The sequence below is a fragment of the Amycolatopsis sp. M39 genome (genome assembly GCF_001651785.1).
GTDB lineage: Bacteria > Actinomycetota > Actinomycetes > Mycobacteriales > Pseudonocardiaceae > Amycolatopsis > Amycolatopsis rubida.
In genome coordinates this window covers 43,015-61,593 of sequence record NZ_LWSF01000023.1, presented here as the reverse complement: position 1 = coordinate 61,593, position 18,579 = coordinate 43,015, and the positions used below count along the sequence as shown (strand labels likewise).

General features: G+C 70.2%; 19 protein-coding genes. 6 read left to right on the top strand and 13 right to left on the bottom strand.

Annotation, left to right across the window (positions count from 1 at the left end):
* Nucleotides 1-437: 437 nt before the first annotated feature.
* The 3 genes from A4R44_RS34525 to A4R44_RS34515 form a co-directional block, all read right to left on the bottom strand.
* Complete coding sequence (locus tag A4R44_RS34525; protein ID WP_067590170.1) at nucleotides 438-1,730, bottom strand: geranylgeranyl reductase family protein; 1,293 nt, start codon at nucleotides 1,728-1,730, stop codon at nucleotides 438-440.
* Nucleotides 1,731-1,795: 65 nt separating this feature from the next.
* Entirely contained in the window at nucleotides 1,796-2,485 is a 690-nt protein-coding gene (locus tag A4R44_RS34520) for a demethylmenaquinone methyltransferase (RefSeq protein WP_067590167.1), read from the bottom strand.
* A 10-nt stretch (nucleotides 2,486-2,495) separates the two neighbouring features.
* Nucleotides 2,496-3,152 (bottom strand): DUF4386 domain-containing protein, encoded by a 657-nt coding sequence (locus tag A4R44_RS34515; protein WP_067590164.1) that lies wholly within the window; start codon nucleotides 3,150-3,152, stop codon nucleotides 2,496-2,498.
* Nucleotides 3,153-3,233: 81 nt separating this feature from the next.
* On the opposite strand from A4R44_RS34515, the gene A4R44_RS34510 reads away from it, so the two are divergent.
* Nucleotides 3,234-3,692 (top strand): MarR family winged helix-turn-helix transcriptional regulator, encoded by a 459-nt coding sequence (locus tag A4R44_RS34510; protein WP_067590161.1) that lies wholly within the window; start codon nucleotides 3,234-3,236, stop codon nucleotides 3,690-3,692.
* An 11-nt stretch (nucleotides 3,693-3,703) separates the two neighbouring features.
* Here A4R44_RS34510 and A4R44_RS34505 read toward each other — a convergent pair whose 3' ends face one another.
* Both A4R44_RS34505 and A4R44_RS34500 read right to left on the bottom strand, forming a co-directional pair.
* Complete coding sequence (locus tag A4R44_RS34505) at nucleotides 3,704-4,807, bottom strand: glycosyltransferase (RefSeq protein WP_067590158.1); 1,104 nt, start codon at nucleotides 4,805-4,807, stop codon at nucleotides 3,704-3,706.
* Between the two features lie 3 nt (nucleotides 4,808-4,810).
* A complete protein-coding gene (locus tag A4R44_RS34500; RefSeq protein WP_198545548.1) occupies nucleotides 4,811-5,929 on the bottom strand; it encodes a glycosyltransferase family 1 protein in 1,119 nt (372 codons plus the stop codon).
* Between the two features lie 176 nt (nucleotides 5,930-6,105).
* Here A4R44_RS34500 and A4R44_RS34495 point away from each other — a divergent pair, with 176 nt between their 5' ends.
* Entirely contained in the window at nucleotides 6,106-6,939 is an 834-nt protein-coding gene (locus A4R44_RS34495) for an inositol monophosphatase (protein WP_067590151.1), read from the top strand.
* 42 nt (nucleotides 6,940-6,981) lie between these two features.
* On the opposite strand, the gene A4R44_RS34490 is transcribed toward A4R44_RS34495, so the two are convergent.
* The 5 genes from A4R44_RS34490 to menD all read right to left on the bottom strand — a co-directional run bounded on the left by A4R44_RS34490 (nucleotide 6,982) and on the right by menD (nucleotide 11,839).
* Nucleotides 6,982-7,443, bottom strand: a complete 462-nt coding sequence (locus tag A4R44_RS34490; RefSeq protein WP_067590148.1) for a DUF3592 domain-containing protein — start codon at nucleotides 7,441-7,443, stop codon at nucleotides 6,982-6,984.
* A gap of 9 nt (nucleotides 7,444-7,452) precedes the next feature.
* Nucleotides 7,453-8,121, bottom strand: a complete 669-nt coding sequence (locus A4R44_RS34485) for a hypothetical protein (RefSeq protein WP_095213802.1) — start codon at nucleotides 8,119-8,121, stop codon at nucleotides 7,453-7,455.
* Nucleotides 8,122-8,179: 58 nt separating this feature from the next.
* On the bottom strand, nucleotides 8,180-9,694 hold the full coding sequence (locus A4R44_RS34480) for a M1 family metallopeptidase (RefSeq protein ID WP_067590145.1): 1,515 nt from the start codon (nucleotides 9,692-9,694) through the stop codon (nucleotides 8,180-8,182).
* A 91-nt stretch (nucleotides 9,695-9,785) separates the two neighbouring features.
* Nucleotides 9,786-10,130 carry a hypothetical protein gene (locus A4R44_RS34475; RefSeq protein ID WP_067590142.1) on the bottom strand — a complete coding sequence of 115 codons (345 nt, stop codon included), beginning with the start codon at nucleotides 10,128-10,130 and terminating at the stop codon, nucleotides 9,786-9,788.
* A gap of 32 nt (nucleotides 10,131-10,162) precedes the next feature.
* Nucleotides 10,163-11,839 (bottom strand): 2-succinyl-5-enolpyruvyl-6-hydroxy-3-cyclohexene-1-carboxylic-acid synthase, encoded by a 1,677-nt coding sequence (menD, locus tag A4R44_RS34470; protein WP_067590139.1) that lies wholly within the window; start codon nucleotides 11,837-11,839, stop codon nucleotides 10,163-10,165.
* Between the two features lie 84 nt (nucleotides 11,840-11,923).
* Here menD and A4R44_RS34465 point away from each other — a divergent pair, with 84 nt between their 5' ends.
* The 3 genes from A4R44_RS34465 to A4R44_RS34455 all read left to right on the top strand — a co-directional run bounded on the left by A4R44_RS34465 (nucleotide 11,924) and on the right by A4R44_RS34455 (nucleotide 15,041).
* A complete protein-coding gene (locus tag A4R44_RS34465) occupies nucleotides 11,924-12,847 on the top strand; it encodes a 1,4-dihydroxy-2-naphthoyl-CoA synthase (protein WP_067590134.1) in 924 nt (307 codons plus the stop codon).
* Nucleotides 12,848-12,881: 34 nt separating this feature from the next.
* Nucleotides 12,882-14,021 (top strand): o-succinylbenzoate--CoA ligase, encoded by a 1,140-nt coding sequence (gene menE / locus A4R44_RS34460; RefSeq protein ID WP_095213801.1) that lies wholly within the window; start codon nucleotides 12,882-12,884, stop codon nucleotides 14,019-14,021.
* A 150-nt stretch (nucleotides 14,022-14,171) separates the two neighbouring features.
* Nucleotides 14,172-15,041, top strand: a complete 870-nt coding sequence (locus tag A4R44_RS34455) for a 1,4-dihydroxy-2-naphthoate polyprenyltransferase (RefSeq protein WP_067590132.1) — start codon at nucleotides 14,172-14,174, stop codon at nucleotides 15,039-15,041.
* Here the strand turns inward: A4R44_RS34455 and A4R44_RS34450 are convergent.
* The gene (locus A4R44_RS34450; protein WP_067590129.1) at nucleotides 15,038-16,477 is read right to left on the bottom strand and encodes an aldehyde dehydrogenase family protein; all 1,440 of its coding nucleotides are present in this window, start codon (nucleotides 16,475-16,477) and stop codon (nucleotides 15,038-15,040) included. The genes A4R44_RS34455 and A4R44_RS34450 overlap by 4 nt on opposite strands.
* Before the next feature lie 104 nt (nucleotides 16,478-16,581).
* Between A4R44_RS34450 and A4R44_RS34445 the strand changes: the two genes are divergently transcribed.
* The gene (locus A4R44_RS34445; protein WP_067590124.1) at nucleotides 16,582-17,229 is read left to right on the top strand and encodes a TetR family transcriptional regulator; all 648 of its coding nucleotides are present in this window, start codon (nucleotides 16,582-16,584) and stop codon (nucleotides 17,227-17,229) included.
* Here A4R44_RS34445 and A4R44_RS34440 read toward each other — a convergent pair.
* Entirely contained in the window at nucleotides 17,207-18,283 is a 1,077-nt protein-coding gene (locus tag A4R44_RS34440) for a PLP-dependent cysteine synthase family protein (RefSeq protein ID WP_067590121.1), read from the bottom strand. The two genes, A4R44_RS34445 and A4R44_RS34440, sit on opposite strands and share 23 nt — an antisense overlap.
* On the bottom strand, nucleotides 18,280-18,570 hold the full coding sequence (locus A4R44_RS34435; RefSeq protein WP_067590118.1) for a DUF4229 domain-containing protein: 291 nt from the start codon (nucleotides 18,568-18,570) through the stop codon (nucleotides 18,280-18,282). The genes A4R44_RS34440 and A4R44_RS34435 overlap by 4 nt, the downstream gene beginning before the upstream one ends.
* Nucleotides 18,571-18,579 lie beyond the last annotated feature (9 nt).

Here is an 18,579-nt window from a genome sequence, read left to right as displayed (position 1 = left end):
CCACGGCCTGCTTGTGAAATAGTTCACAAGCCACTCCTCGCGGTTGTGAAGCGATTCACAAAGCATGGGGGGAGTGTAGGACGTGAGTCACACTCTTGTCCCGAGGGGTTGCGGACTAAGGCGGACCTAACTCGACCGGACGGTGCCCGGAGCCCACCCCTGCCCGCGATGGCGAGACCAGCGGTAAAGGTCAATTCAAGAACCGCGCCGAGCACGAGGTCCGACTCGATCTTGTGACGTATCACACTGACCGGCCGGACAACCGATTGCTCCACCCGGGTAACCACACCGGCCTCCCGCGGCCGATGCACCCGGCGATCGAGGCGCCCAGTCCCTCCCCCGCATCCCGATCCGAAGCCTCCCGTCAGCCCAATCAACCTTCGGGGTGCCCACGCCAAGACCGGGCCAATGTCACCCCCAGGCGACGAGCCCCCGACTCAGCGCGGACTGGGCGTAACCCGGGCCAAAGCCGCGATCAACCGATCCACCCCGTCGCCGCCGCGGGCGTCGTAACACCCGGAAAGCCCCTTGTACACCAAGGGAAGGATCTTGTTGACCCGCAACCCGTACTTGGTCGCCGCGTGCATGATCTTCGGCTTGCCGATCAGCTTCGCGAACACGTTCCCCAGCCGGTAGTACCCGCCCATCAGCTCGCCGACCGCGCGCGGATACCCCTCCAGCGCACGTTCCCGCGACGGGCCTTCCGGCCGAGCCAGCGCCTGCACCACAGCCTCGGCCGCGAGCTGCGCCGACTCCATCGCCGCGGAAATGCCCTCGCCGTTGAACGGGCTCACCATCCCGCCCGCGTCACCGAGCAGCAGCAGGCCGTCGCGGTAGTGCGGCGTCCGGTTGAACCCCATCGGCAGCCCGGCCCCGCCGACCTTGCCGATCGCGTTTTCCTCGCGGTAGCCCCATTCCTCGGGCGTGCCGTCGAGCCACTGGCGCAGCAGCGCGCGGTAGTCGGTGTTGCGGAAGGAGGCAGACGTCGACAGCATCCCCAGCCCGACGTTGACCGTCCCGTCGCCGAGCGGGAACGCCCAGCCATAGCCAGGCAGCAGCTTCGGGTCCCGCGGATCGGACCGGTCCCACAGCTCAAGATGACCCTCGATGAACGGATCATCGTGCTTGGGGCTCTTGTAGTACCGCCGAACCGCGACCCCCATCGGCCGCTTCTCGTTCTTGTCGATGCCGACGCTCAACGCGAGCCGAGCCGACACCCCGTCGCAGGCCAGCACCAGCGGCGCCCGGTAGTTGACCGGCGTCTTCTCCGGACCGACCTTCGCTTCCACCCCGACGACCCGGCCGGACGCATTCGTGATCGCCCCGGTGACCGTGGTCCGCTCGTACAACCGGGCCCCAGCCTTCACCGCGGTCTTCGCCAGCAGGTCATCGAAGTCCTGCCGAGTACGAGACACCCCGTACGGCGGGTAGTCAGTGAGATCCGGCCAATCGAACTCAAGCGTCAGATCACCGGTGAGAATCCGCAGCCCCCGGCTACGCACCCAGCCCGCTTCCTCGCTGGTGTCGAGACCAAGATCGATCAACTGCTTCACACCGCGGGGCGTGAGCCCGTCCCCGCACACCTTCTCGCGCGGAAAGACGGTCTTCTCCAGCAGCAGCACGTCCACCCCGGCCCGGGCGAGGTAGGTGGCCACCGTCGAACCAGCCGGTCCCGCCCCGACCACGATCACTTCGGCGTCGTGGTCCGGGTTGCGGCGCGAGGTCGTCATACACCCGAAAATACAGCGTGGCGCGGCCACACCCGTTGAGGGCGGGGAAGGGCAGGAGGGCGGGGTCAGGCGGGCTTGCGCGCGCGGTGGATCGCGACGACGCCGAAGGTGAGGTTCAGCCACTCCACCTCGGTCCATCCGGCACTCGCGATGATCTCGCCGAGCCCGCGCTGATCGGGCCAGGCGAGCATCGATTCGGCCAGGTAGGAGTAGGCCTCGGGGTTGGTCGAGGACCGGCTGCCGACCCAGGTCAGCAGCTTGAGGATGAACCGCCGGTAGACGAACCGGATCGGGGCGAAGGTGGGCGTCGACACCTCGCAGATCACCAGCCGGCCGCCCGGTTTGACCACCCGCAGGATCTCGGCGAGCGCGCCCTTGGTGTCGACGAAGTTCCGCAGCGCGAGGGAGATGGTGACGGCGTCGAAGCTGTTGTCGGCGAACGGCAGGCGCATCGCGTCCGCGGCGATCATCGGCACCTTCCGGTGCAGCCCCGCCTTGAGCATCCCGACCGAGAAGTCGGCGGCGAGGCACCAGGCTCCGCCGCGCGCGTACTCGACGGTGGACACCCCGGTGCCCGCCGCCAGGTCGAGCACCTTCTCCCCCGGTTTGGCGTCCAGCACGCGCGCGGTGGCGGTGCGCCAGCGCCGGTCGAACCCGAACGTCATGAACGAGTTCGCCCGGTCGTAACCGGACGCGACGCCGTCGAACATCGCGGCGACATCGCGGGGATCCTTGTCCAGGCTGGCTCGGGGCATAGGTCCGAGATTAGTCCGTCCGTGCCGCGCGGTCGCGCGGGAGCAGGACGCTGGCGGCGACCAGCCAGGCGAGCCCGCCGAACCGGCCGACCGGGATCAGCGGGTACAGCGCGGGGGTCAGCAGCGACAGCGAGGCGAGCACCGCGGCCGCGGCGACCACCAGCCCGGCGACCGACATCCAGCGCGGCAGCAGGTTCAGAAACAGCGCGGGCACCGCGATCCCGGCGATCAGCAACGCCAGCGGCACCACGAAGCCGGGCCCGCCGGCAGCGAACGCGAGGCTGGTCAACGCCCGCGCCACCGCGGGTGTCTCGCTGGACTGCGCGGCGGTCCAGGTGATCAGACCGCTCATCGCGAGCGCGGCCGCGGACAGCACGCCGCCGGTCAGCCCGATCACCGCACCCGGTGCCGCGACCCCGATCCGCCGCTGTCTGCGGTAGGCCGTCGCCGCCCAGACCGCCAACGGAACCGAGGCGCCGAACACCGCGAACGCGAGCAACTGCACGACGCCGTGGTTGCCGCCGAGATACGCGGCGACCTCAGCCGCGCTGGAATCCGGACGCGTCCCCGCCGCCCCGAGCACCGCCGAGGCGACGGTCAGCACCCCGAACGCCAAGGCCGGTGCCAGCAACGGCGGGCCACCCTGCTGTCGAGTCCTGGTCGTCATGGCAAACCTCCAGGTCGATTAGTTTCACTAATAGAACGATTACACTGGTGTAATCGATTGTCAAGCGATACGGTTCAGGGCATGCAAGGACCTCCGCAGTTCGGCAGCGCCTTCCTGCTGGCCCAGCTGGGCGCACACGCGACCCAGCGCTTCGCCGAACGCGTCGCGGACCTGGGCCTGACCCCGCCCCAGACCGGCCTGCTCCGGGCGATCGCGCGGCGGCCCGGCGAGAGCCAGCAGGTGCTGGCCGCGGAACTGGGCACGCCGCCGACCCGGCTGGTCGCCCTCGTCGACGGCCTGGAACAGCAGGGGCTGATCGAGCGCCGCCGCAATCCGCAGGACCGCCGCCTCTACGCGGTTTTCCTGAGCGACAAAGGCCAGGAAACGATGGCCGAACTAACCAAGGCCGCGACAGCACACGAAAACGAGCTGATGTCCGCACTGTCCACAGAGGAACGCGCCGTGCTGCGCGACCTGCTGGCCCGCGTCGCCGCCGGCCACGACCTCAGGCCCGGCGTCCACCCCGGCTACCGCACCTGACCCTCCCGCAGTCAGCCGAGGGCGGCGAGCATTCCCCGCACCGAGGCCGGCCAGGCGAACTCCTCGGCCCGCGCCCGAGCAGCCGCCCGCCGGATCTCCTCGGGACTGTCCAGCAATCCGGTCACCGCGCTGGCGAACGCGGGCGCGTGATCATCGACCGCCGCCCCGCACCCGGGTCGCACGATCTCCCGCAACGCCGACGACGCCGAAACCACCACCGGCGTCCCGGAAGCGAGCGCCTCCAACGCCGCCAGCCCGAACGTCTCGTGCGGTCCCGGAGCGAGCGAAACATCCGCGCTGGCCAGCAATCGAGCCACCTCGCCTCGCCCGGCCAAGAAGCCGAGGAACGTCACCGGCAACCCCCGGGCCCGCCGTTCCAGCGCCCGCCGCCGAGGCCCGTCGCCCGCGATCACCAACCGCACGCGAGCCCCGGACTCCGTCAGCTCAGCGACCGTATCCACGCTCCGCTCAACGTGTTTCTCCGGCGACAACCGCCCACAATGGACAATCAACGCGTCAGCGCCACCAGCCAACGCCGAGCGCCACCCGGAATCCCGCATCGACGGCGCGAACGTCGCCAGATCCACTCCCAACGGCACTCGCCGGACGTTAGGCGCGGCAATCCGCTCGAACTCCGCGTGCGCGAACGCCGTAGTGCACACCACCGTGTCGTACGACGCCGCCATCCGCCGGTTGGCGGCGTCCGCGACGTGCCGGGCCATCGCCGCGGGCAGCAAAAACTGCTCCAGCAACCGGTCCAGCCGCTCGTGCGAAATGACCATGCTGGGCACGCCATTCCGCCGCGCCCAAACACCCATCCCCCGCAAGGTCAGCCGGTCGGACACCTCCAGCCGGTCCGGCTCCAGCCGCCGCAACACCGCACGGACCCGCTGCGGATCGACCGCGCGATACCCGCCGGTGCCGGGAATTCGCAAGGCGGGCAACGAATACCGGCACACACCCGTGGGCAGGCTTTCCACCGCGTACCGCCGCCCCGGTACGACCAGCGTCACCCGATGCCCGCTGGCGACGTACCCCGCGCCAAGGTGGTTCAGCGCGGTCCGCAGTCCGCCGGACCGCGGTCCGTAGAAGTTCGCCAGCTGGACGATGTGCATGGCTCAAGCCGCACGCGCGACTCGGCCCTGTACCGCTTCGTAGTGCCCGACCAGCTCCCGGCACACCGCGGGCCACGTCCGGCCCAGGACCACTTTCCGCGCCTTTTCGCCAAGCCGGGCCCGCAACGCCGCCTCCCGCAGGTCGTCGACCTTGGTGACCAGCGCCGGGCCGAACGACTCCCGGTCGGCAGGCAGCAGATAACCAGTCCGGCCAGGCAGCACGAGATCCTTCGGACCGCCAGCGTCGGGCGCGAGCACCGGCAGCCCGGACGCCATCGCCTCCTGCACCGCCTGGCAGAACGTCTCGTGCGGCCCGGTGTGCACGAACACGTCGAGGCTCGCGTACGCCACCGACAGCTCGTCGCCGTACTTCGCACCCAGGAACGCCGCTCCGGGCAACCGTTCCCGCAACGACGGCAGCTCCGGTCCGTCGCCGACGACGACCACGCGCACTCCCGGCATTCCGGCCAGCACGGTCAGCCGGTCGACCTCTTTCTCCGGCGCGAGCCGTCCGACGAACCCGACCAGCAGCTCGCCGTTCGGCGCGAGTTCCGCGCGCAGCGCCGGATCCGCGTGCGCCGGGGAAAACCGGCTGATGTCCACGCCGCGCGCCCAGCGGTGCACGCGCGGGACGCCGTGCAGCTTCAGCTGTTCGATCGAGTCCGACGACGGCGCGAGCGTCCGGTCGGCCCGCGAGTGCAGGCGGCGCACCCAGCGCCAGGCCGCCCGCGCGCCGATGCCGAAGCCGTACGACGTGGCGAAGCCGGCGATGTCGGTCTGGTAGACGGCGATCGAGGGCACGCGCAGCCGTCTGGCCGCGGCGAGCCCGCGCGCGCCGACCACGAACGGCGAGGCCAGGTGCACGACGTCCGGGCCGAATTCGGCCAGCGCGGTCAGCACGGTGCGCGTCGGCAGGCCGATCGGCAGCGAGTTCACGCCGGGGAAGTCCAGCGCCGGAATGCGCACGACCGGCGCGCCGCGGTAACTCGCCGGGCCCGGCCCCGGCGCGACGACCAGCACGTCGTGCGCGGATTCGACCAGGTGCTCGACGACCCGCAGCACGGAATTCGTCACGCCGTTCACCTGGGGCAGGAAACTTTCGGTGACTATGGCGACTCGCACCGCGTCACTGTCGCAAAACCGCAGGCAGGGCGGGCCAATCCCGCGTAACCGAGCGGCCAACGGTGGCGAAACACTCCGCAGCGTCCGCGCTCGGGCGCCGACCGTCGAAGAATTCGCCACGACATGTCATCTGCCGGTCGCGTCCCGGACACCAGCAACGCCCAGACTAAGCAGGCATGACCCTCTTGTCCTCCAGGCCGTCGCGGCCCGTGGAACCCGGGCTGCTCTCCCGAGCGCTCGAGGTCGCGGGGCGGCTGGCGAACGACGCCACCGACGTGATCACCGCGACCGCCGGCCGCGGCGCGCACCCGGCGACGCTGGATTCGCCGTTCGACTGGGTCACCGGCACCGATCGGATCCTGGAACGGCACACCCGCCGTGTGCTGACCGCGGAGTTCCCCGGGATCCCGGTGGTAGGCCACGAATTCGGCGCCGACCACGGCGCGGACGTCGCGGAGTACCGCTGGGTGGTCGATTCCGTGGACGGCACCGCGAACTACGTCGCCGGAGTGCCTTGGTGCGCCTACAGCCTCGCCCTGGTCGACGCGAGCGGCCCCGTGGTGGGTGTGGTCGCAGACCCGTACCGGGCGCAGATCTACGCCGCTGCCCGCGGACGGGGAGCCCGCGCGAACGGGAAACCGCTGAAGCTGGTCGACCGCGCGGGTACCGCCGGGTCGATCGTCTGCACCGAACTGGCGCGCAAGGGACCGTGGCCGGGAATGGGCGAGTTCATCGAACGAGCGGCGGCCGCGCACGCGGGAGTGCGGGTGCTGGGGTCAGCCGCGCTGTCGATCGCCCAGGTCGCGCTCGGGCACGCGGCCGCGGCGGTGTTGCACAGCTACCACGAATGGGACGTCGCGGGGTCGGTCGCGATGGCGATCGAAGCAGGTGCGGTGGTGCTGGACAAGCACGGCGAGGACGCCGCTTTGCCTACGGACGGACTGCTGGTCGCCGCGCCGGGGGTCGCGGACGAGGTGCTTGGCTGGTGGCAGGAAACCGTCGGCACGTAGGGGGCCGTGAGTGCTGATGCCGATTCTGACCGGGACAAACGCTCACGAGCGTCCCGCCTTCGCAGGCTCCGCCGCGGACCGGTCCCGCTTGATCAGCCTGCGCAGCCACCACAGCAGCGGGCCCGCGACCAGCCACGTGATCAGCACCGTCATGCCCACCGGCAGCAGCGTCAACGTCGCGGTCCGGCCGGCGACCCGGGTCAGGTCCGGGTTGGTCGCGTCGTACTCGATCGCCACCAGCTGACCGGCGGCGAGGCCCGACGGGTACAGCACCCCGGTCGCCGGGCTGTGCACGATGCCGTCCGGCGTCTGGTACTGGATGATCGTGCGGTCGAAGGCCACCGACTCGACCGTCGCGTTCGCCGTGCCCAGGTGCGATTCGATCGCGCTGTCGTTGCGGAACGCGGCGAAAACCAGGCTCACGCACATCACGGTGAGCAGCACAGCTACGCCCAACACGGCGAACCACGCGATCCGCCGTGCCTTCACGCTCCTGGCTGCCACACCGAGAGTTTAGTCGGGTGCGCCGACCGGCTCGGCACTCGGCAGCCAGTGCGCCCGGTACAGCATGTGCAGGTTGTCCGCGTTCACCAGCACTCCGCACGTCAGATCGACCTCGGCGCACGCGTGGTGCGGTGATTCCTCTCCAGGAGCCGAACCCGGCGCGCGGAACGCGAGGTCGAAGAAATACTCGGCCGCGTGCCGGAAAACCGGTGCACTGCCGGTCAGGAACATCGTGTCGGCGTGAATCCGGTCGTACAGCCGGTCCCGGGTTCGCCAGTACGGCCGCTCCACCGGACGTCGCTCAGCCGGGATCCGCACCGTATGCGGCCGGGCGGGGCCGAGCGCGGCCCTGATCCGCGGCCACCGCGAAACGCGCAACTGCGCGGTGTGGTGGCTCAGCACCAGATCCAGCGGACGACCGGTGCGCTCCGGTTCGGCCGGGATCCGGCCAGCGCGCAGCGGGAGGTGGATGATCGTGTGCCGCGATCGCGCGGCCAGCAGCGACAGCACTCCGATCTGGTACGCCGCCCGGCGATCGACGTACATCTCCGTGTGCCACTCGCATTCGAACAACAGCGCGGTGTCCAGAACAGGATCAGGGCGCAGCACCCGCCATTCCCGGCCGTCGAGCCGAGCATGGCGGAGCTGCGCCCGCACCTTCATCGCTTGCCGGGCCACCGGATCCTCCTTAGCAAGAGCGGAACTCTCCAGGATCCCGCGGCCCGGCAAGCGAATTTCAGTGCTGGCCTGCCTCCGCCAGCGCGCGATGGTTCGCCTGGATCTGGTCCCACGCCTTCGGCTTCGCGTGCGCGGCGAACGTCCTCGCCGCCGCGACCGTCCCGTTAGGACCGACGGCGGGCTTCCCCTTGGTGTACAGCCAGGTCTGGAACAGCTCCTGCAACGGCTTGCCCGACACCTTCTCCGCGAGCGCGATGAAGTCCGGGATCACCGCCGCCTTGCCTGCCTTCGCGACCTGCCACTGCCGCAGGATCGAGAAGAACGCGTCATCACCGACCGTCTTGCGCAACGCCTGCACGGCCATCGCGCCCCGGTCGTACACCGCGCGGTCGAACTGCTTCGGCTCGCCCGGGTCGCCCGGCAGGACCTGCCAGAACGGGTCGTCGGCGGCGTAGGAGTCGTACGCGTACTGCGCGAGTTCCGCGGTCGTGCCCTCGCCCTGGTGCTCGGACCACAGGTACTCGGCGTAGGAGGCGAAGCCCTCGTTCAGCCAGATGTCGCTCCACTTGCCGAGCGAAACGTTGTCGCCGAACCACTGGTGCGCGTTCTCATGCGCGATCAGCGTGGTGTTGGAGCCGGCGGCGAAGTTGCGCGCGCCGTAGGTCGGCCGGGTCTGGTTTTCCAGTGAGAAGGTGATCCCGCTGGTCACGACGCCGCCCTCGGCCTCGAACGGATACGGCCCGAACTGCGACGCCAGGAACTCGTCGACCTCCGGCGTCCGCTCCACGCTCGCCTTGGCCGCGTCGAGCGAATCGCCGAGATCGGCACCGTAGGCGGTGATGAACGGCTTGCCGTCCGGGGTGGTGGACTGGACCACGTCGTACTTGCCGACGATGAACGACGTCAGGTAGGTCGCCTGCGGTTTGGTGCTGCGCCAGTTCCACCGCGTCCAGCCGGCCCGCTGTTTGGTCTTCTTCACGAGCGTGCCGTTCGTGATCGCGGAGAGACCGTCCGGGGCCTCGATCGACACGTCGTAGGTCGCTTTGTCGGTGGGGTGGTCGTTGGAGGGGAACCACCACTGCGCGCTCTGCGGCTCGTCGACGCCGAGCGCCCCGAAAGCGCCCTTCTTCCAGGTGTTCAGTCCGCCGGCCTTCTCCGTCGACGGGCTGTCGGAGTAGCTCACGACGACCGTCGCGGACTGGCCCTTGAGCAGCGGCTGCGCCGGGGTGATCACCAGCTCGCCGTCGCCGTTCTGGTTGGTGAACTGCGCGGGCCGGTTGTTCACCAGCACCTTCGACGCCTTGAGCGCGAAGTCAAGGTCGAAGCGCGACAGGTCCTGGGTCGCGGTGAGCAGCAGCGTCGTGGTGCCCGACAGGACGTCGGTTTCCGGCTGGTAGCTCACGCGGATGTCGTAGTGCTGCACGTCGGTGCCGCCGTTGCCGGCGTTCGGGTAGTACGGGTCGCCGACGCCGGGCGCGCCCGGTGCCGGCACTGCCGAAGCGGTGCCTGCCAGCAGCACCGTCGCGACTCCAGCCGCAACCGCCCCGATTCCGGCCCGAGTTCTCGATCGCATGGTTCCTCCAAGGTGGCCAATGCGACCGAACGTATCCACGTGCGCACCCCACAGGTACGTCCGAACGACGGGTTCTTACCCACTGGGAAGATCACCCGGATTCGGCGATCCACCACGCGATGGCGATCGGGATGCCGTACAGGATCGGGCCCGCGTACAGCCCCGGCCACGGTCCCCAGCCGCGCCGCACGGCCAGTCCGGCCATCGCGAACGACCCGGCGATCGCCGCGAACCAGCCGACCCACGGCAGCGAAGCGACCGCCTGTTGCCCGGCCGCGCTGCAGATCGCCCGGCTGTCCCCGGCGAAGCAGGTGTCGCTGGCCATCACCAGAAACGACGAGAAGTACGAGCACACCAGCCCGATCAGCGCCAGCGCCGCCACTGCCGCGCTGAACCAGGCCCACCGGCCTCGCGGGCGCAGGTCCGGCTCGTTCACGAAATCCCCCGTTTTTCACCGGCCCCCGCCGGTTAAACCGTCCCCACCGCTTCGGCGACCGCGGACTTCAGCCGCGCGTGGAGATTCCGGTGCTGTGCCCGGTCGACCCGGACCTCGACGACCCGCAGGCCCGGCGCGGGCTGCAACGCGGCACGGAACTCTTCGACCGTCTCGGCCACCACGTGCGGTACCCGGTAGCCCGCGCAAAGCGCACCCAAATCCGCGCCGTGCGGGGTGCCGAAGACGCGCTCGAAGCTCGCCGAGTGTTCCGGCGCGCCCTGCTCCAGCAGCGAGAAAATGCCGCCGCCATCGTCGTTCAGCACCACGATCGTCAGGTCCGGCAACTGCTCCGCGGGCCCGGTGAGCAGGCCGGACGCGTCGTGCAGGAACGTCAGGTCGCCGAGCAGCGCGTACGACGGCGCGCGGTGCACGGTGGCCGCGCCGATGGCCGTCGAGACCGTGCCGTCGATCCCGGCGACGCCGCGGTTGCGGTGCACCAGGACGTCCGGACGCAGCCGTCCGGCCAGCGCGACGTCACGCGTCGGGTTCGAGGAACCGACCACCAGCAGCGCGCCGTCCGGCAACGCGTCGACCAGCTCTGTCGCCACCCGGACGCCGCTCGGCCACGGCTCGGCGGCCAGCGCCGTCGCGACCGCTTGGCTGGCCGCAGCGTCCGCGCGCTGCCAGCTCGCCAGCCACTCCGGGTCCGCGGGCTTCGTCGGTTCGGCAAACCACTGCCCGACCTGACGGACGTTGTGCGCCGGCGCGGGCCAGTCCGAGTCCGGACGCACCAGCAGCACCTCGACCTCCGGGTCCGACAGCACCTTCTGGACCTGCCGGAACACCGTCGGACGGCCGAGACACAGCACCTGCTCGGGACGGTGCCGCGAGATGAATTCCTCAACGCCCAGCAGCCAGGCACCGGACGACATCGCGGTCGCGCCGGACAAGCCGAGCCCGCCGGTCTCCGAAACCACCGGCCAGCCGTGCTGTTCGGCCCATTCGCTGGCCGCCTGCGCGCCGGTGTCGCACGCGATCACCAGGCCGTGCCGCGCCGAGGGCACCACGAACGAGGGCAGCGCGCCGAAGTCCGGCAGCTCGGTCCAGCGTTCACCGTCCGGGCGGCCTTCGAGCGATTCGTACCACTCGCCGTGATCGTCGAGATCCGGCACCAGCGGTTCGCGGAACGGGATGTTCAGGTGCACCGGCCCGCAGCGCCATTCGCCGTACGCGGCGTTCCACGCGCGGCAGATCTGGCTGCGCCAGTAGGAGTTCTGCCCGGCCCGGCGCTCGGCGACAGCCAGCTCGTCGAAGTAGCGGACCGCGTCGCCGTACAGCTCGTACTGGTTGATCACCTGGCTCGCGCCGGCCGAACGCAGCTCCGGCGGACGGTCGGCGGTGAGCACGATCAGCGGCACGCCCGCCCGGTCGGCCTCCAGCACGGCCGGGTGGAAGTTCGCCGCCGCGGTGCCGGAGGTGCAGACCACCGCCGCCGGACGGCCGGTGCGCGCCGCGATGCCGAGCGCGAGGAACGCCGCGCCGCGCTCGTCGATGCGGACGTGCAGCTTCAGCCGTCCCGACGCGGCGGCGTCGTAGAGCGCGATGGACAGCGGCGCGTTGCGAGATCCTGGACACAACACCACGTGCGACACGGTGTTGCGGACGAGTTCGTCGACGATGACCCTGGCCTGCGCGGTGGAGGGGTTCACCGGCAGACCCCCGCTTGAGCGCGCTCTCGTCCAGAGGCGGCATCAGGCACAGCGATCATGTCCACAGGTCCTATTCTCCCAAACGTGGATGACGCCCGAGTTTCCGAGCTGTTCGACCCCGCCGCCTGGTCCGAGGTCGAAGGGTTCTCCTTCACCGACATCACCTACCACCGTTCGCGAGATGCCCGCTCCGGCAAACGGGTGGTCCGGATCGCTTTCAACCGTCCGGAGGTCCGCAACGCCTTCCGCCCGCACACCGTCGACGAGCTCTACCGGGCGCTCGACCACGCCCGGATGAGCTCGGACGTCGGGTGCGTCCTGCTCACCGGCAACGGCCCGTCGGCCAAGGACGGCGGCTGGGCGTTCTGCTCCGGCGGTGACCAGCGTATTCGCGGACGCTCCGGGTATCAGTACGCGAGCGGGGAGACCTCGGACACGGTCGACCCGGCGCGGGCGGGCCGGCTGCACATCCTCGAAGTCCAGCGGTTGATCCGTTTCATGCCGAAACCCGTGGTCGCCGTGGTGCCCGGCTGGGCGGCGGGCGGCGGGCATTCGCTGCACGTCGTGTGCGATCTCACCCTCGCCTCGGCCGAGCACGCGCGGTTCAAGCAGACCGACGCCGACGTCGGCTCGTTCGACGCCGGCTACGGTTCGGCGGGCCTCGCCCGGCAGGTCGGGCAGAAATTCGCACGCGAGATCTTCTTCCTCGGCCGCGACTACACCGCCGAGCAAATGCACCGGATGGGCGCGGTCAACGAGGTCGTGCCGCACGCCGATCTGGAGCGGGTCGCGCTCGACTGGGGCTGGACGATCATCGGCAAGTCGCCGACCGCGCAGCGGATGCTGAAGTACGCCTTCAACGCGATCGACGACGGGATGGTCGGGCAGCAGCTGTTCGCCGGTGAGACGACCCGGCTGGCGTATATGCAGGACGAGGCGGTCGAAGGCCGCGACGCGTTCCTGGAGAAGCGCGACCCGGACTGGTCCGGCTACCCGTACTACTACTGACCCCGTGAGCGACAACCCCCGCTGAGGCTCCCTAGTGCACCCCTCCTGGCTAGACGGCACCCCCGCCGCCCTCACCGCCTTGGACACGGCCCTCGCCGCCGCCCTCGATGGCGGCCCCGCGATCCTCCCCCTGAACTCCGCCGACCCGTCGGCCCCCGCGCTGCTCGAAGCGATGGCCCCGGAGCAGCCGGTCGAGCCGGACACCGCCGTGGTGATCGCCACCTCCGGGTCCACCGGAGCGCCGAAGGGAGTGCTGCTGTCGCCGCGCGCACTCGTCGCGTCCGCGACGGCCACGCACGCCCGGCTCGGTGGCCCCGGACACTGGCTGCTCGCCACGCCCGCGCACTATATCGGCGGCCTGCAAGTCCTGATCCGAGCACGGCTGGCAGGCACGAAACCTGCGTTCCTGACCGGCACCGGCTTCCGCCCGGACGAGTTCGCCGCCGCGGCCGCGCCCGTGCTGGCGGAGAACGGCCCGCGCTACACCGCGCTCGTGCCGACCCAGCTAGTCCGGCTCCTCGACGACGGCGGCACGGGCCTGGCTGCCGCGAGGGCCTTCGACGGCATCATCCTGGGCGCCGCTGCTACGTCGCCGAAGCTGCGCGCGCAAGCGGCCGAGGAAGGCGTGCGGATCGTCCCCTCGTACGGCATGAGCGAGACCGCCAGCGGCTGCGTCTACGACGGCGTCCCGCTCGACGGCGTCCGCGTGGAGCCCGACGCCGATGAACGGCTGTGGATCTCCGGCCCGGTGCTGTCGCACGGCTACCGCCTCTCCCCGGAACTGACCGCGGAGTCGTTCCGAAACGGCTCTTTTCGCACCTCCGACCGCGGCCGCCTGCTGCCCGACGGCCGGGTCGAGGTGCTCGGACGGGCGGACGACGTCATCAACACCGGCGGGGTCAAGGTGTCGGCTGCCGCGATCGAACGCCTGCTCGGCGCGCAGCCCGGGGTGCGGGACGCCTGTGTCGTCGGCATTCCCGATCCGCAGTGGGGCGAGGCGGTGGTCGCGATGGTGGTGGCTTCGACGGACGAGGCCGTGCTGCGGGCCGCGGTCCGGGCTGAGCTGGGTGCTGCCGCGACGCCGAAACGCATCGAGTTCGCCGACGCGCTCCCGTTGCGCGGCCCGGGAAAGACCGACCGGCAGGCAGTGGCCGCCGCTCTCCGGGCACGCTGACCGCCACGCCCCGCACCTGGGCCCCGGATCGACCGCCTTGCAGCGCAACCCCGGTTCGTCCGTGCGGGGCACCCGGACGGAATCAGGTCCCCGCACGGCTTGTGGCCGGGCACCGAACGGGTGAAGATCGCATGGCGTTGAATGGACCCCATGGCGACAGTCAGTGAGTGGATCGAAGGCGCTCGGCCGAGGACGCTGCCGAACGCGATCGCGCCGGTCGTGGCGGGCGTCGGAGCGGCGATCGCGCTCGACGCGTTCTCCTGGTGGCGTTCGCTGCTCGCCTTGCTGGTCGCGCTGTCGCTGATCATCGGCGTGAACTTCGCCAACGACTACTCCGACGGTATCCGCGGCACCGACGAACACCGCGTCGGCCCGCTGCGTCTCGTCGGCTCCGGCGCGGCGAACCCGAAGGCCGTGCTGCGTGCCGCTTTGACGTCCCTGGGCCTCGCCGGAGTGCTGGGCCTGGCGCTCGTCGCGTTGAGCGGACACTGGTGGCTGCTCGCGATGGGCGCGCTGTGCATCCTCGGCGCGTGGTTCTACACCGGCGGCAAAAAGCCTTACGGCTACTACGGTCTGGGCGAGATCGCGGTCTTCGTGTTCTTCGGCCTGGCCGGCGTCCTCGGCACGGTTTACGTCCAGGCCGGCCGGGTCAGCTGGGACGCACTGGGCTGCGCGGTGGCGGTCGGCTCGTTCTCGATGGCGGTGCTGGTCGCGAACAACCTGCGTGACATCCCCACCGACATCGAGTCCGGCAAGCACACCCTCGCGACCCGCATGGGCGACGGCGGCACCCGAAAGCTCTACCTGACGCTGGTGACAGTTCCCTACGCGCTCACCGTGCTGATGGGGATCTGGCACCCGCTGCTGTTCATCACCTTCGTGACCGCGCCGCTGCTGCTGAAGCCGATCATGGCCGTCGGCGGTGGCGGCAAGGGCCGGGAGTTGATCCCGGCCCTGCGCGACACCGGCATGGCGATGCTGGCCTGGGCGGTGCTGAGCGCGGTCGCTCTGGCGCTCTAGCGACCCGCCGCGATCGCCTGCCACTCCACGAACTCCGCCAGCCCGTGCGAGCCGTACTCACGGCCGACTCCGCTCGCCTTGAACCCGCCGAACGGAGCGTTCCCGTGCCGCGGCGCGCCGTTGACGTGGAACGTGCCTGTCCGCACGGCGCGCGCGATCTCGACGCCGTGCTCCGCGTCGGCCGTCCACACGCCGCCGCTCAAGCCGTAGCCGGAGTCGTTCGCGAGCCGGATCGCCTCGTCCTCGGTGTCGAACGGGATGACCACGAGCACCGGCCCGAAGATCTCCTCACGCGCGATCCGCATGTCGTTCGCGACGTCGGCGAATACCGTCGGACGCACGTAAAACCCGTCCGCCAGCTCAGGATTCGCGAGCGGCGCGGTACCGCCCGCCGCGATCCGCGCACCCTCTTCGACGCCTAGCCGCAGGTACGACAACACCCGCTCGTACTGGTCGCGGCGCACGATCGGCCCGACGAACGTGTCCGGCTTCGCCGGGTCGCCGACCACGAGCCCGTCGGCCATTTCCGCCAGCGCGGCCACGACCTCGGCGTACCGCTCGCGTGCCGCGAAGATCCGCGTGTGGGCCACGCACATCTCGCCGTTGTTGGCGAACGTCGCGCTCTGGATCCCCTCGGCCACGGTCTTCGGGTCCGCGTCCGCGAGCACGATCGCCGCGGACTTTCCGCCGAGTTCCAGCCCGACGCGCTTGAACTGCTCTGCCGCGAGCGACGCGATCCGCCGTCCGGCCGCCGTCGAGCCGGTGAACGAGATCTTGTCGACGCCGGGGTGCGTCACCAGGTACTCGCTCACGTCGCGGTCGGCCGCGAACACGCTCACCACACCCTCGGGGAATCCGGCCTCCGCGAAGATCTCCGCCAGCACCATCGCGTCGAGCGGGGTTTCCGGCGCCGCCTTCAGCAGCACCGGGTTACCCGCCAGCAGAGCCGGAATCAGCTTCACCAGCGCGGCCGAGTGCGGCGAGTTCCACGGGATCACCGCCGCCACCACGCCGACCGGCGCGGCGCGCACGATCGTCCGGTTGCCTGCCTCGTCGATCAGCGTCTCCTCCCAGGCGAACTCGCGCGCGGTCTTGAGCCACGCGGCCGTGCGCTCCGGGAGGTTGTGCTGAGTCCAGCCGGTGAACCAGCTCGGCGACCCGTTCTCCGCGGTGATCAGCTCGGCGATCTCGTCGGCCCGAGCGGCGTGCAGGTCGTTGAACCGCTCGACCAGGCGCAGACGCTCGGCTAACGGCGTTCTCCCCCACGGTTCGAGTGCCCGGCGAGCCGCCGCCACCGCACGGTCGACGTCGGCCTTCGAAGCTTTCGGCGCGGTTCCCACCAGCGCACGGTCGTGCGGCGAACGGATTTCGAAGGTGTCGGTCGTCGCCGGCCCGGTCCAGCGGCCGCCGAGGAAGAGCTGGTCGTAAGTGCGCATCGGGATCTCCTGCCGAGGTTAACGGAACACTGCTCTCTTGTTCTTGAAGTTAACAGGACACCGTTCTTTTATCAAGAGAGCAGTGTCCTGTTACACTTCGAAGCGTGCCCGAGTTCCAGCGCGCCCGCAGCCCCGAGCAGGTGGAAGCCCGCCGCGAGGCGATCCTCGACGCGGCCGAAGAGCTGATGACAGAGTCGTCCGTCGGCGAAGTCAGCATGCGCGAGCTGGCCCGCCGGGTAGGCCTGTCGGCGTCGAACGTCGCGCGCTACTTCCCCACGCGGGAGGCCGTCTACCTGGAGGTGCTCGACCGCGCTCGCGGCGCGTGGCTCGACTCGCTCACCCTCGACGGCGACCTGTCGGAGGTCGCCGCGACCCTCGCCCGTTCACTCGCGACGCGACCGGTGCTGTGCGAACTGATCAGCGTGCTGGCGAACGTGCTGGAGCGCAACGTCTCGACGGAGATCGCGCGGGATTACAAGCTGCGGTCGGCGAAGCACAACGCCCGCACCGCCGACCTGCTGCACGCCGCGCTGCCAGCGCTTTCCGCGGAGACCGCGCAAGAACTGTCGTCCGCGATCTTCATGCTCACCGCGGGAATGTGGCCGCTGGCGCACCCGAACGAAGCCGTCCAAGAAGCCGTCAAGGACCCCCGCCTGGCCGGCTCCCGCCTCGACTTCGAGGACCGGTTGCGCCGGTTGATCGTCGTGCTGACGCTGGGCTACCAGGACGTCAGGCGTCGAATCGGCCAGTGAGCAGGAACTCGTCGAACCGCGCCCGATACGGTGCCAGGTCGATCCCGTGCTCGCCGAGCCATTCATCCGAGTAGTACGTGTTCGCGTACCGCTCGCCGCCGTCGCACAGCAGCGTCACCACCGAACCCGCCTGGCCTTCCGCCAGCATCCGCGAGATCAGCTGGAACGCGCCGTACAGGTTGGTTCCGGTCGAGCCGCCCGCCCAGTGCCCGGTGCGCTCCCGCAGCAAGCGGATCGCCGCCAGGGAACCGGCGTCGGGCACCTGGAACATCTCGTCGATCACGCCGGGCACGAAGGACGGTTCGCAGCGCGGTCGTCCGATGCCTTCGATCCGCGACGGCATCCCGGTCGCGTAGTCCGGCGCACCGGTTTCCCACGCGCCGTAGAACGACGAGTTTTCCGGGTCCACCACGCAGATCTTCGTGGTGTGCCGCTTGTACCGGACGTAGCGGCCGAACGTCGCGCTCGTCCCGCCGGTGCCCGCGCCGACGACGATCCACGACGGCACCGGGTGGCGTTCGGCGCGCATCTGCGCGAACACCGATTCGGCGATGTTGTTGTTGCCGCGCCAGTCCGTCGCGCGCTCGGCGTAGGTGAACTGGTCGAGGTAATGCCCGTTGCACTCGGCGGCCAGCCGCTCGGCCTCGGGGTACATCGCCGGCGCCGCGTCGACGTAATGACATTCGCCGCCGTAGAACTCGATGAGCGCGATCTTTTCCTTGCTCGTCCGCCGCGGCACCACGGTCACGAACCGCAGGCCGAGCATTCGCGCGAAGTACGCCTCGGACACCGCGGTCGAGCCGCTGGACGCCTCGACCAGCACGGTGTCCGGGCCGATGTGCCCGTTGACCAGGCCGTACAGGATCAGCGAGCGTGCGAGCCGATGCTTGAGCGAGCCGGTCGGATGCACCGACTCGTCCTTCAGGTAAAGGTCGATGCCCCATTCCGGGGGCAGCGGGAAAACGTGCAGGTGGGTGTCGGCGCTGCGGTTCGCGTCGGCCTCGATGATCCGGACTGCTTCGCGAACCCAGGCGCGGGCGTGTGGTTTGTTCATGCTGCGGAGTCGTCGGCCGGGGTCTCGCCGCGCAGCTGCGAACGCAGCTGGGCACGTGCACGCGCGCGGGATTCGTTGCGCTTGGCCAGGCCGGCCGTCACGCGCTGGTTCAGGCCGCGCAGGAGCAGCAGGCCAAGCGGAAGGCCGACGACGAGCCCGATCAGCGAAGAGACCAGCAGCGGCACGCCGACCAGCGAAAGCACGACCGCGACCACCGCGACGAGCGCGAACCGCGCGATCAAGTACACCGTCAGGTCACGGGGAAGGTGGTCCGGTGTCTCGCTCACACCGAAACA

Excerpts from the sequence above, each read along its gene's own strand:
- A4R44_RS34525 (WP_067590170.1), bottom strand. The coding sequence starts at position 1,730 with ATGACGACCTCGCGCCGCAACCCGGACCACGACGCCGAAGTGATCGTG.
- A4R44_RS34520 (WP_067590167.1), bottom strand. The coding sequence starts at position 2,485 with ATGCCCCGAGCCAGCCTGGACAAGGATCCCCGCGATGTCGCCGCGATG.
- A4R44_RS34515 (WP_067590164.1), bottom strand. The coding sequence starts at position 3,152 with ATGACGACCAGGACTCGACAGCAGGGTGGCCCGCCGTTGCTGGCACCG.
- A4R44_RS34510 (WP_067590161.1), top strand. The coding sequence starts at position 3,234 with ATGCAAGGACCTCCGCAGTTCGGCAGCGCCTTCCTGCTGGCCCAGCTG.
- A4R44_RS34505 (WP_067590158.1), bottom strand. The coding sequence starts at position 4,807 with ATGCACATCGTCCAGCTGGCGAACTTCTACGGACCGCGGTCCGGCGGA.
- A4R44_RS34495 (WP_067590151.1), top strand. The coding sequence starts at position 6,106 with ATGACCCTCTTGTCCTCCAGGCCGTCGCGGCCCGTGGAACCCGGGCTG.
- A4R44_RS34480 (WP_067590145.1), bottom strand. The coding sequence starts at position 9,694 with ATGCGATCGAGAACTCGGGCCGGAATCGGGGCGGTTGCGGCTGGAGTC.
- A4R44_RS34455 (WP_067590132.1), top strand. The coding sequence starts at position 14,172 with ATGGCGACAGTCAGTGAGTGGATCGAAGGCGCTCGGCCGAGGACGCTG.
- A4R44_RS34450 (WP_067590129.1), bottom strand. The coding sequence starts at position 16,477 with ATGCGCACTTACGACCAGCTCTTCCTCGGCGGCCGCTGGACCGGGCCG.
- A4R44_RS34440 (WP_067590121.1), bottom strand. The coding sequence starts at position 18,283 with ATGAACAAACCACACGCCCGCGCCTGGGTTCGCGAAGCAGTCCGGATC.